General features: G+C 50.7%; 8 protein-coding genes. 4 read left to right on the top strand and 4 right to left on the bottom strand.

Annotated elements, in window-relative coordinates:
- Positions 1–932: 932 nt before the first annotated feature.
- Entirely contained in the window at positions 933–3,479 is a 2,547-nt protein-coding gene (locus MJO52_RS18775; RefSeq protein ID WP_252083484.1) for an alpha amylase C-terminal domain-containing protein, read from the top strand.
- A 73-nt stretch (positions 3,480–3,552) separates the two neighbouring features.
- Here MJO52_RS18775 and MJO52_RS18770 read toward each other — a convergent pair whose 3' ends face one another.
- Entirely contained in the window at positions 3,553–5,454 is a 1,902-nt protein-coding gene (locus MJO52_RS18770; protein ID WP_252083483.1) for an alpha-amylase family protein, read from the bottom strand.
- Positions 5,455–5,505: 51 nt separating this feature from the next.
- Positions 5,506–7,947: a TIM-barrel domain-containing protein gene (locus MJO52_RS18765; protein ID WP_252083482.1), complete on the bottom strand. Its 2,442-nt coding sequence runs from the start codon at positions 7,945–7,947 to the stop codon at positions 5,506–5,508.
- Positions 7,948–8,132: 185 nt separating this feature from the next.
- Here MJO52_RS18765 and MJO52_RS18760 point away from each other — a divergent pair, with 185 nt between their 5' ends.
- Positions 8,133–9,638, top strand: coding sequence for an MFS transporter (locus tag MJO52_RS18760; protein WP_252083481.1), 1,506 nt, complete (start codon positions 8,133–8,135; stop codon positions 9,636–9,638).
- Between the two features lie 177 nt (positions 9,639–9,815).
- Positions 9,816–11,222 carry an alanine/glycine:cation symporter family protein gene (locus MJO52_RS18755; protein WP_252083480.1) on the top strand — a complete coding sequence of 469 codons (1,407 nt, stop codon included), beginning with the start codon at positions 9,816–9,818 and terminating at the stop codon, positions 11,220–11,222.
- Between the two features lie 84 nt (positions 11,223–11,306).
- On the opposite strand, the gene MJO52_RS18750 is transcribed toward MJO52_RS18755, so the two are convergent.
- Together MJO52_RS18750 and MJO52_RS18745 are read right to left on the bottom strand one after the other, a co-directional pair.
- Positions 11,307–11,714 carry a L,D-transpeptidase family protein gene (locus MJO52_RS18750; protein WP_252083479.1) on the bottom strand — a complete coding sequence of 136 codons (408 nt, stop codon included), beginning with the start codon at positions 11,712–11,714 and terminating at the stop codon, positions 11,307–11,309.
- The gene (locus MJO52_RS18745; protein WP_252083478.1) at positions 11,711–11,950 is read right to left on the bottom strand and encodes a hypothetical protein; all 240 of its coding nucleotides are present in this window, start codon (positions 11,948–11,950) and stop codon (positions 11,711–11,713) included. The genes MJO52_RS18750 and MJO52_RS18745 overlap by 4 nt, the downstream gene beginning before the upstream one ends.
- Positions 11,951–12,578: 628 nt before the next feature.
- On the opposite strand from MJO52_RS18745, the gene MJO52_RS18740 reads away from it, so the two are divergent.
- Positions 12,579–12,914, top strand: a complete 336-nt coding sequence (locus MJO52_RS18740; protein ID WP_252083477.1) for a gamma-glutamylcyclotransferase family protein — start codon at positions 12,579–12,581, stop codon at positions 12,912–12,914.
- The last annotated feature ends 53 nt before the right edge of the window (positions 12,915–12,967 follow it).

Below are 12,967 nucleotides of genomic sequence, written 5' to 3'. Positions count from 1 at the left end.
AATTACTTGTTGGCTTAAGATATTGACCTCAATTATTTTATCTTGTATCAGGCTTGATCCAGAAATAACAGTCACAAAGAGCTAAAAATTTTGGTCAAATTGATTACTTGTGTAAAAAGGATCTGAGTTATTCAGGTGCTACAGCAATGGTTATTATTAAGCAGGAAGGGTGGCCTTGAAAAAAAGAGAATTAATAATTTTGAGGGCTGTCTACAAGCGGTAGGTTAGAACCCTATACTGCTTGAGACTACAACAAACCTTGTGTAATTAGGGCTAAAATTGCTTTGTTTATCATAAGTTGATTTCTACGAGCTTAAGTCACTTGATTTAAATGCTGGGTTTTAAGCTCTCCATCCTCACTAATTCATCTTAACTTACTGGCGGCCACTAAAAATCAATCCTGTTGCTTTTTTGAGCACCGCACTGCTTCTCATGTCACTAAGTTCAAATCCCTGCAGATAAAACAACTACGCCCCCCTGAAGGGGGATGTGTGCGTTAGTACCATTTCTTTACTCTGCAATAGGTCACACCCCAGAGAGGGTGGGCACTTGTGTCAGAGTTGCTAGGTTAGAAGCACTCTTTGAGTTAGGTATAACAACAATAACTAGGTTGATCTATTTCCTTGCCCGTCATTCTCTGGCAGTCATTTGCTCATACGGATACCAGCTTTTCGCTTGGATGTATCCGGCTGCTGAGCCTAGCCGTGAATGCCTGGCAATTTGAACCTCATATTGACTGTTGTGCCCTTGGCATCTTTTATCTTTGTTGGAAGAACCTTTCTCAGCTTCAGAGCTTGCTGTTTCTCAATCGGTGACTTTGGTATTCAAATTCAGGAAATCTAGTCCCCTTGATCCGCTGTTTGTGTGATTGAGGGCTCAGATACCTGGCTTTTAAAAAATAATAGCGAAAAGATGACTAAGAGAAAGCAATAATGAACAGTCCATTTCCCCTAAAAAGGCTACTGGCCAGTACAGGCCTTGTACTTGGTACACTATCTAGTGCCCACGTTAATGCCGGTACCGCTTTTGTACATTTATTCGAGTGGAGCTGGAATGATATCGCCAGTGAGTGTGAGAACTTTCTCGGGCCTAAGGGTTTTGATGCGGTGCAAATATCTCCACCCAATGAGCATATCAGCCTGTCCACCTGGTGGGCGCGCTACCAGCCAGTGACTTATACCAACTTAACCAGTCGCAGCGGTACTGAGCAGGAACTGCAAGGCATGATCAATCGTTGTCATGCAGCAGGTGTAAAAGTCTACGCCGATGCGGTAATTAACCATACGGCGGCCTGGAACGGCGGTGGCACCGGTTGGGGAGGCACTCAGTGGACCTTGCTGGACCATCCGGAGTTTTCAGATAACGACTATCACTCCGATTGCACCATTAATAACTACAATGATGCCAATCATGTGTGGAGCTGTCGGTTGAGTGGTTTGCCAGATTTGGATACTGGCTCCAGTTATGTGCAGGGAAAACTCGCTGGTTACCTGAGTAAATTAAAAGGCATGGGAGTTGATGGCTTCCGTATTGATGCCGTCAAGCACATGTCCCCCGGTGATTTACAGGCAATTGTGAATCAAGCTGGCAACCCCTGGGTCTTTTCAGAGGTTATTGGTGCTGCCGGTGAGGCCTCAGAAATCCAGCCTTACAATTATACCTTTCTAGGCCGGGTTACTGAATTTAAATATGGCACCGATGTAGCCAGCAACTTTAACGGTCAGATTAAAAATCTTGCCACTATTGGTGAAAGCTGGGGACTGCTCTCCTCCAGTGATGCCGTTCATTTTATTGATAACCACGATCGCGAGCGGGGCCATGGTGGCGGTGGGAATCTGACTTATCACGATGGAGCCAAATATAATCTGGCCAATGTCTTTATGCTGGCTCATCCCTATGGCTACCCCAAGGTAATGTCCGGGTATAACTTTACCGATACCGACATTGGCCCTCCCAACAGTGGCCCGAATAACTGTCAAAATGGTGCCTGGGTCTGCCAGCATCGCTGGGGCAATATCGCCAACATGGTAGGTTTTCGTAACTATACCAATGGCACTGCCATGAATAATTGGTGGGACAATGACAACAACCAGATTGCCTTTGGCCGTGGCAACAAAGGATTTGTGGTGATCAATAATGAGGGGGGCTCTCTGAACCAGACGCTCTACACCGGCATGCCTGCAGGGGATTATTGCAATGTGTTGGCGGGCGATAACGAGTGCAGTGGCGATGTGATTACTGTAGATGGTAGCGGCTATGCCACCTTTAATGTCACTGCTAACTCTGCCGCGGCAATTCATGGTGGGCAATTGGCGACGCCTTGTGGCGATTGTGCTGAACCTGGCTTCCCCAGCCTTTACTTTCGCGGTACCGCCAACAACTGGGGTAGTACAGCATTCGAACAAGTGGGTGAAAATACCTGGCAATTAGTTGTGAACTTTGATGGTCAGGCGGACCAGCGCTTTAAGCTGGATATTTATGGTGATTGGACAGAGAACTACGGTGATGATGGTGCCGATGGTACTTTGGATAAGACCGGTGCAGATATTTATACCTCTGTGAGCGGTAATTACCGAATCGAAGTCAACGACCAGAGCCTGAGCTACAGCCTAACTGAAGTTTCCTCACAGCAGGCACCGGTTGCGGTTGTCACTCCCTCAGCAGTTACCGTTGGGGTCAATGAAAGTATCACGTTGGATGCCAGCGCTTCTAACGATACCGATGGCAGTGTAGTGTCTTATAGCTGGAGTAGTGGTGGCAGCAACGCTAGTACTTCCCTGAGTTTTGCCAACGCTGGAACCTATGTAGAAACCGTAACGGTAACGGATAACGATGGCTTGACTGATAGTGCCACTGCGGCCATTACTGTGACTGATCCCAGCGGAGGCTATGCACAGAACTTCACGGCACTGCATTTTCGGGGAACGCCCAATAGCTGGGGCACCCAGGCCATGACTCTGATAGCAGATAATATCTGGCGTACTACGGTTGTATTTGATGGCAGTAGCAACCAGCGTTTTAAATTTGATGTAAGCACTAACTGGGATGAAAATTACGGGGACAACAATGCCGATGGTTCTCTGGAGCAGGGGGGCAATGATATTTATACCAATGTGTCTGGTACTTATCTTGTTGAAGTGAATGATAAAACACTCAGTTATACCCTGACTTGTGTGGATTGCGGCAGCCATACCTCTAATTTTGCCTCTCTACACTTTCGTGGAACGCCAAATAACTGGGGAGCTGAGGCTATGCAGTTAGTGGCGGACAACCTTTGGGAAATTTCGGTTAACTTCGATGGTCAATCCCAGCAACGTTTTAAGTTTGATGTGAGTGGCGATTGGAGTGAAAACTATGGTGATAGTGACTCTAATGGAACTTTGGAGCAGGGTGGTTCTGATATTTACACCTCCGTTACAGGGAACTATAAGGTGCAGATGAATGATCAGACCTTGATTTATAGTCTGGTAGCCCAGTGAATATTATCTAGTATTGATACAGAAAACCCGGCTTCGAGCCGGGTTTTCTGTAATAAAAGACTGTATTTGCTAGTCAATTGTCAAGCTTGAAGATATGGCCTTCAAAGGGGGGAAGATTAAGTGTTATTCGCCCCTGGCCATTTTGGATAACCAGCTGTTGCTTCGCATTGCTGATCTGCCCTTCTAATGCATAGCTGCCGTCTTTCAGTTTCCACTGTTTAAGTAGCTCATTGGGGATCAGCAGTTCGAATTTGCTGGCCTCTCGATCAAAATTTGCAACGATCAAGAGTTTTTCCGTTTTATTCCAGCGCGCAAAAGAAAATTGTTTTTCCCCATAGCCGCTATCCTGTTTGCGGTTGTAGCTGTGCAAGTCCAGATAATCGCCAAGCAGGGCCGGGCTCTGTTTGGAGAAATTAAGCAGGCGCTGGTAGAAGCTGCGCAGCTCTTTTTCTTCTTTTGTCAGCAGTGCAGTGTCAAAAGCGCCCTCATTGTTCCAGCGGCTCACACTGGGTACTGACCAGTAGTCGAAAATGGTGGTGCGGCTGGCTTTGCCGAAGCCGGCATCTTTGATGGCGGGTTCTCCCAACTCCTGGCCAAAGTAAACCAAAGTAGGGGCTGGAGAGAGCGCGGCAGACACCAGCATTGCAGGTTTACCTGCCTCTGGGTTGCCAGAAAATTGTGGGCTGGCAATACGCTGCTCGTCGTGGTTCTCCATAAAGCGCAACATATGAGAGGAGATATCTACCAGGCTTGCCTGCACCTCTGCGATTTTATCTGTGCTGCCCTTGTTCTCTATGACCGCACGAATAGCGTCGTAAGTACCGACTTTATCGTAGAGATAATCCATTTTGCCCAGATGCAGATAATCCCGATAGCGCTCTGGAGTATAGATTTCGGCAAGTAACAGTGTGTTGGGGTTGCGCATTTTGATGGAGGAATTCAGGTAACTCCAGAATTCTACCGGCACCATACCGGCCATATCGTAGCGGAAGCCGTCAACGCCAAAGTCCAGCCAGTAGTGGGCGATATCGCGGAATTTTTTCCAGGTATCCGGGACTTTCTTGTCTGCCCAAAACTGGGCGTGGGCCCGGTAGTCGCGCTCGGCATACTCCTGGGGTAGCTCAGAAAAGTTCTTGCTGTTATCGGGGCGAACGCCAAAATTAATTTTGACGGTTTCATACCAGTCGTGCATGGCAGGTTGTGCACTGCGCGCGCCATTACCGGTCCATTTAGCTGGACTCTCTACAAACTGCCCATCGACAAGATCATTGGCTTCGCCATTGAGTGGCTGATAACTGTCTTCTGCAACGGGCACGCGGAAGTCTTCGCCCACCACATAGTAGAAATTGTTGTTGCGGGCGTAGGTGACCTGGGTGTTGTCGCCAGCTCCAAAATCCTGCACGCCTTGGGGTTTATCGAGAGAATGATAGGCGCGGGCTACATGGTTAGGCACTATATCGATAATTACTTTCAGGCCGGCCGCGTGGCTGCGTTCCACCAGTGCGCGGAATTCCTGTAATCGCTCTGCTGGGTTATTGGCCAGGTCTGGGTTTACGCTGTAGTAATCCTTGATGGCATAGGGAGAGCCGGCGCGGCCTTTGACCACATCTGGATCATCGTTACTGATACCGTATTCCGTATAGTCGCCAACGAGCGCGTGGTGCAGGGCGCCGGTGTACCAGATATGGGTGGCGCCCAGCGCGTGGATTTCATTCAATGCTTTTGGGGTAAAGTCGGAGAACTTGCCCACACCATTCTCTTCGAGTGTGCCCCAGGGTTTGTTGGTACTGTTAGTGTTGCCAAATAAGCGCGGTAGCACTTGGTAGATAACAGCTTTTTTCTCCGCAATTTTTTCAGCGGGCTGTATTTCTTCCGGGCTGCTCTCCTGGCTGCAGCCGGCAGTGCCGAATAGAGCAGCACCTAGTAGGGAAGCCGAAAGGAGTTTGGCAATAAACAGGGAATGTAACTTCTTCATTGTTTTCTGATGACTTTAAATTTTTTTGTCAGTGAACAGCGGTTTGCTGAATTATTGATTTTTGAGCACTAAATCCAGCGGTTCTTTGTGCCAGTCAAATTTAACCAGCAGTTGTTGCTTGCGCTTGTTGTACCAGGCCCCACGGGGTGCCTGAGCAAAGTCTTTTTCACTGTCGAAAATAGGCAGGGATTCGCCGCTAATATCGAGCTGCACGGGCACTTGTTGCCAGTTGTGGATCTTTAAAGTGACCGTGCGAGATTCCGGCATACCGGTATAACCGGCTCCTTCGCGATTAAAGACGAAGGCTAAACCCTGCTGTTTGTTGTCAGCTGAGAAATGCAGTTTCTCGTATTTGCCTTTTTCAAAAGCCTGCGCAGTAGCGCCATCATCTTCATAAACATAGCGCTCGGACTTTGCTGCTGATGGGTGCGCGTAGTAGTCCAGGGTCAGGTTTTTACTGGAGTAATCACGACTGCTGTGGACATCGTCAATGGTGGGAATAATGGCGCCGGCCCGCACCAGCACAGGAATCGTTTTCAGGTTCACTTCTACCAGGGCCTGATCGCCAGAATATTGTTCATCAGTCCAGTAATCGAACCAGGTGCCGCCGGGCAGCTTTACCGCGACCTCATCCACATCTTCTTCTACGACCGGGGCAACGAGGAAATCCTGACCCCACAGGTAGGCATCCTTGTAGTCCAGGAGAGACAGGTCACTTTCATTTTCGAAAAAGAGTGGGCGCATCAGTGGCATGCCGGTCTGGCTGTTTTCAAAGGCGAGGGTGTAGTTGTAGGGCAGCAGGCGATAGCGCAGTTTTACATACTCGCGCAGGATATCGCGGGTGCGGCGATCGTGGAAAACCGGTTCAGAAGCAATATGCTCCTGGGCATGAGGGCGGTAAACCGGTTGGAATACGCCGTACTGTAACCAGCGGATGTAGAGTTCGCGGTCAAATTTCTCGCCGCCGGCAAAGCCTCCCAGGTCTGAATGAGTGTAGCCAAAGCCCAGCAAGCCCATACTCAGAGCCAATTCCACCTGGGGCTGTAAGCCACCCCATTCCCGAGCGACGTCGCCGGTCCAGGGGATCATTCCGTAGCGCTGGGAGCCGGCAAAACCGGCGCGCATCATAATAAAGGGGCGACGCTCAGGGTGCTTTGCCGTTTGGCGCTCGTGCAGTAATTGCGCCCAGGCGTGGCCGAAGGCGTTGTGGATTTCATCGGCCATACCGATTGCGTGAACGGTATCGGAGGGGTGAACTTCCGGTTCACCCAAGTCGCCCCACCAGCCGGCTACGCCCTGTTCCAATAACCCGTCGTAAATATTCCAGAACCAGTCGCGGCCATCTTCGGAGAAGACATCGATCAGGCCGGTATTGCCGAAGTAGAAATCAAAACGCTTGGGTTCTTCGGCCAGGTTTTTGGCCAGGGCATTATTCGCCACGGCTTCCTGCCAGCGCTCGGAGGTGGAGAGGACAAAAGGCTCGGTTACCAGGATGGTATTGATGCCGCGTTTTTTAAGGTCGGCCATCATCTTTTCTGGTTCGGGAAAGGCTTCCTTGTCCCAAGCCAGGTTGCCCATATGGCCTTTGATATCTGGGCCAAACCAGTAGAGGTCCAACACCAGAGCGTCCAGGGGGAAATCTTCTTCGGCAAACTTATCCACGGTTGCGCGGACTTCAGCTTCGCTGTGATAGCCAAAGCGCGAGGCGAAGTTACCCAGGACCCAACGGGGTGGCAGGGGCTGTTTGCCAGTTGTGGATACATAATTTTCCAGCAACTGTGGATAAGTCTCACCGGCTACCACGATGTAAGCGGTGCGCCCGGCTACGGCTTCAAATTGCAGGATATCTTCTTCGTTTGCGCCCAGATCCAGGGTGCCGGTGGCAGAGTTGTCGAACAACAGAATGTATTTGTTGCTGGACAGTACTGCTGGCAGGGAAAAATACATCTGGTTGGATTCGGTAGTGTATCCGTAATGGGCACGGTTATACAGAGGGAGGCGTTGACCGCGACGGTCCATCCCCATAACCCGCTCTCCGCCGCCCAGCAGTTTTTCCTCTGGCGACAGTGCGAAACGGAATCCGCGCATCGTCTCGGTGGCAAAGAAGCCACTCTCTTCACTCAGGATTTGTTCGCTACCGCGCAAGTACTCGATTCGGAAGGGAGACTTGTGGATGACTGCAGTAAGCGAGCCAGTGCGGTAAACGAGCTTGTCCCCTTGTTGCTCCAGCGTCGCCTCGGATCGGCCGGCAGAATTGGTGGCCAACGCAAATGAGGGCAACTGTTTCAGGCCTTCGCGGCGATAGTGCACCGATAGCGCTGACGGACCAACCGGGGTGAGGGTGACCTCGCCCTCACTCGTCTGTACAGTTAGTGAGTCTTCGCTCATGGTGTGATCGCGGTAGTTGCGCTGTTCAGCGGCCAGGGATTGAGCGCTCAGGCAGAGTGTAGCTGCGAGGCACACCAGGCGCAGGAGTGGGAGTTTTAGGGTCATCGCGCGGGACTTCAGTTGCTTGATTAGGGTTCACAGTTTCGTGTTGGCCCGACGCGTACGCTGGGCCTGAGTTTATCCTAAAGCGCAGAATCTGGCCCGCATCCTCCCCGCTGGGGGGAGGATGGAGGTCTGTGGTGGGCGTGTCAGAATGGCAAAATAAGCATAACGAGAGATGCGGTGACCCTATGAGCCAATCAGAGCCCAATCCTATTCAACAGCCCCGTCTGCCCTTCTGGCAGGTATGGAATGTCAGTCTCGGCTTTCTCGGTGTGCAGTTTGGCTTTTCCCTGCAAAATGCCAATGCCAGTCGGATTCTTTCAGATCTGGGAGCGGACCTTCATTCTCTATCCCTGTTCTGGATAGTAGCGCCGCTCATGGGACTGATCGTACAGCCGATCGTGGGTTCGGCCTCGGATCGAACCTGGAGTCGCTTCGGTCGCCGCAACCCCTTTATCCTTTTTGGTGCCATCGCCGCAGCCCTGGGGATGGCGTTTATGCCCAATGCCGGGATTGTGGTGGCGATAGTGGCCCCAATTATTTTCGGCGGCGTTATGTTGGCCCTGATGGACGCGGCCTTTAACGTGACCATGCAGCCTTTCCGCGCGCTGGTGTCCGACATGGTGCCATCAGAGCAGCGCACCCTGGGGTACTCGATACAGTCTTTGCTGATTAACATTGGCGCCATCTTCGGCTCCATGTTGCCATTCATCCTGACTAATGTGATCGGTCTGGAAAATACTGCCAGTGCGGGAGAGGTGGCGCCCTCCGTTATATGGGCTTTCTATATCGGCGCCACAGTGCTTCTGGGCAGTGTGTTATGGACTGTGCTTCGTACCAAGGAGTATCCGCCGGAGCAGTACAATGCCTATAAAGGTCTCGACTCCGCGCAACTGGAGCGGGAGAGACAGCAAAAAGCCCCACTGGCAAAGCGCTTGATCGGTTTTTTCCAGCTGCTAATTAAAATGCCGCGAACCATGCGCCAGCTGGCCCTAGTGCAATTCTTCTCCTGGTTTGCCCTGTTTATTATGTGGGTTTACACCACGCCTGCGATCACTCAGCACGTTTGGGGAGTGGAAGCCAAGTGGTTTGATCCCGCCTATCTGGAAAGCGTCAAAGAAATTCCCGCACATATCGCTGCCGCTAAGGGTGCTGCCGGTGACTGGGTAGGAATTATTTTTGCTGCTTACTCTCTGTTCGCAGCGATCTTCTCTATTGTCCTGGCCCGTTTGTCTCAGGTGTTGGGTCGTAAGCTCACTTATTCCCTATCGTTGGCACTGGGCGGTTTTGGATACATCAGCTTCCTGTTCTTCCAGGGGGGCGATCCCACACAGGTGAATCTGTTGATTACAGAAGTTTCCGTACCCAGTGGCGCCCTGGGATTATTGCTACCGATGGTGGGTGTGGGCATTGCCTGGGCCGCTATTCTGGCGATGCCCTATGCGATCCTCTCTGACTCGCTGCCGGCGGATAAGACTGGTGTTTATATGGGGATTTTTAATTTCACTATCGCAGCCCCGCAGATTGTTTCCGCCCTGGTAGCTGGCTTGATATTGAAAACAGTTTTCGAAAACCAGGCAATTTACATCATTGTTTTGGCGGGGGTGTGTATGTTGCTTGGAGCTATATCGGTGGCGCTTGTGAGGGAGAGTTCTGAACCCGAGCCCGCATTAAAGGCAACTACTACAGCTTGATAAAAAGTTGTAAAAGATTGTTAGAAAAGCCCCTGTTAGGGGCTTTTTTATTGCCGGGATTCCAGGTTTTCCCAAAGTTTTCGCATTTATGGGGCTACGAAGTTTTATGGTGGCATTTTGACAGTCTGGTGTGAGCGTACCTAGACTGGGCGGATCTCACCGGAAATGAATTAAATTATGTCGATATTCCCTGCAATTGATCAGGCATTAGAGGCTTTTGCCAGTTTTGTCTGGGGGCCCCCCTTATTAGTACTACTCGTTGGTGGCGGCCTCGCGCTATTAATCTATTCTCGTGGCCGTCCCTATCGCCATCTTGGGCACAGTATTGGGCTTTTAAGTGGCCGATATGATGACCCCAATGACCCTGGCCAAGTGAATCATAGCCAAGCACTCTCCACAGCGCTGTCGGGAACCTTGGGGTTGGGCAATATTTCCGGGGTTGCCATCGCAATTACGATTGGTGGGCCTGGGGCGATTTTCTGGATGTGGATAACTGCCCTGGTGGGGGTAGCTACCAAGTTCTATACAGCGACGCTGGCGGTGATGTTTCGCGGTTGCGATGCCTCTGGGGAACTGCAAGGTGGCCCCATGTATGTTATTCGTGAGGGGTTGGGCCAGCGTTGGATGCCGCTGGCAGTACTGTTTGCCGTGGCGGGACTCTGCGGTATGTTGCCGGTGTTTCAGTCCAATCAAACCACGCAGCTACTGCGCGAGTCTTTTGCTGAGCCCTTGGGTTGGGTAGCACCCGGAGGTTCACTCACTTTTGATTTTGTTATTGGCTTATTAATTGCTGTTGCATCGGCCTACGTTATTGCCGGGCGTATCCAGCGTATTGGTAAATTCTCCGCAAGAGTAGTGCCGGGCATGGTGCTGCTTTATTTGGGCATGACCCTTGTGGTAATTGCCAGCTTCTGGGAGCAGGTACCGGCAGCATTTGCGCTAATTTTCTCCGATGCTTTCAGCGGTCAAGCTATTGCTGGAGGTACTCTGGGTTCGGTAATCACAGTAGGGGTGAGCCGGGGCGCATTTTCTAATGAGGCGGGTATAGGCACAGAGTCTTTAGCCCATGGTGCAGCGAAAACCCGTGAGCCCGTTCGAGAAGGCGTGGTTGCCATGCTGGGCCCCATTGTAGACACACTGGTTATCTGCACTTGCACTGCCCTGGTGATACTACTGACTGGCGCTTGGCAGCAGGAAGGGGATATTGCCGGCGTTACCCTGACTGCACAGGCATTTTCTCAGGTATTTGGGCAGTTTGGTCCAATTTTGCTACTGCTAATGGTCCTACCACTGGCTTTTAGCACCATCGTCACCTGCTGGTATTACGGTATGAAGTGCTATGTTTTTCTTTTTGGCGGCCGCTGGCAGGGCCTTTATACCTGGCTCTATATGATACTGATTGTATTGGGTGCGGTGGCTTCTCTGAGCGCGGTCAACAGCATTATTATTGGCATGTACGCCGTAATGGCTGTGCCCACTATGGTTTCCACATTACTGCTGGCACGGCATGTAAACCGTGCAGCGCATGCGTATTTCACCCGTATGGAAGTCGCAAAGCGGGAGGGGGCAGAGGCCTCTCAATAGCAGATGTTTTTCCAGGCAAAGAAAAAGGCGGACTTAATAGTCCGCCTTTTTTATGGTGCCTTTTCACACGTGTCTAGATTTTACCTAAGGCACAACAGATACCTTTGTGCCGACTCTGGCGTGGCGGTAGAAAATCTTCGCCATATGCCAGGGGATGCGGATACAGCCATGGGAGGCCGGGTAACCGGGTACATAACCGGCATGCATGGTGACTGGGCCATTAATCCGCATCATGTAATCCATTGAGGCTCCGCGGAAGCGAGACCCGGCAGGCTTGCGATGGCGGCGTACATCCACATTACTGCGCAGTACTTGGCCACGAGAGCTTATATAGTGACCGTACAGGTTGGAGCGGTGGCTGTATTTCTTCTGTGAAATACGAAAGTTACCAGTAGGAGTTCGGTGGCCTGGTTTACCGGTAGAGACCGGGGACATACCGGCGAGACGTCCTCCCTTATAGAAGTAGGCCATCTGGTCACTTAAGTCGATCACAATACGCGGTGTACCTTGTACATGGCCTTTAAACCACATATGCCGGCTATTTTGTGGTTGAGCTTGTTGGTATCTGCCGTATCGAGAATATGCCCTTTGGTTCCTGCTGTATCGAGAGTAGCTCCTTTGATTCCTATTGTATCGGGAGTGTCCCCTATACTCTCTCCGGTACCTGTAATCCCTGCTATATCTGGAGTGCCGGTCATAATGCCCTCCATGCCCCTGATGAGCGACATACCTTGAGCCCTGGCGGGAATAGGGATTGGAATAATCCGCAGCATAGGCCAGGGGGGCCAATATTGCCGATCCAACAACCATTAGCGCAGCGGCGAACGAAGCGTTTTTACGTAGAGCTCCTTGTACTTTTTGTAGGGATGATTTCTGTCGTGTAGGTATAGTTTGATGGTTTTGCAGCGAAGGTCGGTTATGCATTACACACCTCTCTATTGCCAGTGGGCCGTGTAAACAACCATGGATTTAGAGCCTAACCATTGCCTGCCAGGGTGCGATATCCCTAGCACCCAATCAGGAGCACGGCGCAGGTCAGAGATTTCCCCAAAGCAGCTCCCCGTATACTCGGCCTCAGCTGCGGGATGGGTTAGCACAGGTTTTCACCAATGCAGGTCCAAGGGATGGTAAGGTCCGTGTCTTGGGCCAGTCACATCAAAAAGGAATAAGTGAATTGCTGGTTATTAATCTCACATACATTTGCAAGAATGGTTTGCGAAGGGGTTGATAGGCGTTAGGGCTCCAATCTGAGGAATTATCTTAAAGAGATTTCTTTAGCGGGGTCTTTAGCCGATAAAGTACCAGCGGATTTGCCACATTAGTGAACTATTCATTAGCGGGATCAGGGGTTAATTTATGGAGCGTTTATTTTCCTACGGCACTCTTCAGCAAGAGAATGTACAACTGGAGACTTTTGGCCGTAAGTTACAAGGATCTGAGGATACTTTAATTGGTTACCAGCTTTCTGAAATAAGAATTATTGATCCACAAGTTGTGCAAACTAGCGGCAAGGAGTTTCACCCCATACTGAAGTACACAGGGCGTTCTTCTGATACGGTTGAGGGTATGGTCTTTGAAATTTCTGCCGAAGAGCTTGCTCAGTCTGATGCCTATGAAGTGGATGCCTATCAGCGGGTTGCCGCCAAATTGAAATCTGGTATAGAAGCCTGGATTTATGCTGAGGCAAACTAAAGACGTCATTTCCTAAGGTAGTTATGCTTTTATTAGAGGGCATAGGGAGGTGT

It is taken from the genome of Microbulbifer variabilis, assembly GCF_023716485.1.
GTDB lineage: Bacteria > Pseudomonadota > Gammaproteobacteria > Pseudomonadales > Cellvibrionaceae > Microbulbifer > Microbulbifer variabilis_B.
The sequence above is the reverse complement of the archived record's forward strand: the minus strand, read 5'-3'. Positions and strand labels throughout refer to the sequence as shown.

Bases quoted from the DNA above. Each gene is read 5' to 3' on its own strand.
- MJO52_RS18775 (WP_252083484.1), top strand. From the start codon at position 933: ATGAACAGTCCATTTCCCCTAAAAAGGCTACTGGCCAGTACAGGCCTT.
- MJO52_RS18740 (WP_252083477.1), top strand. From the start codon at position 12,579: ATGGAGCGTTTATTTTCCTACGGCACTCTTCAGCAAGAGAATGTACAA.
- MJO52_RS18770 (WP_252083483.1), bottom strand. From the start codon at position 5,454: ATGAAGAAGTTACATTCCCTGTTTATTGCCAAACTCCTTTCGGCTTCC.
- MJO52_RS18755 (WP_252083480.1), top strand. From the start codon at position 9,816: ATGTCGATATTCCCTGCAATTGATCAGGCATTAGAGGCTTTTGCCAGT.
- MJO52_RS18765 (WP_252083482.1), bottom strand. From the start codon at position 7,947: ATGACCCTAAAACTCCCACTCCTGCGCCTGGTGTGCCTCGCAGCTACA.
- MJO52_RS18745 (WP_252083478.1), bottom strand. From the start codon at position 11,950: ATGTCGCTCATCAGGGGCATGGAGGGCATTATGACCGGCACTCCAGAT.
- MJO52_RS18760 (WP_252083481.1), top strand. From the start codon at position 8,133: ATGAGCCAATCAGAGCCCAATCCTATTCAACAGCCCCGTCTGCCCTTC.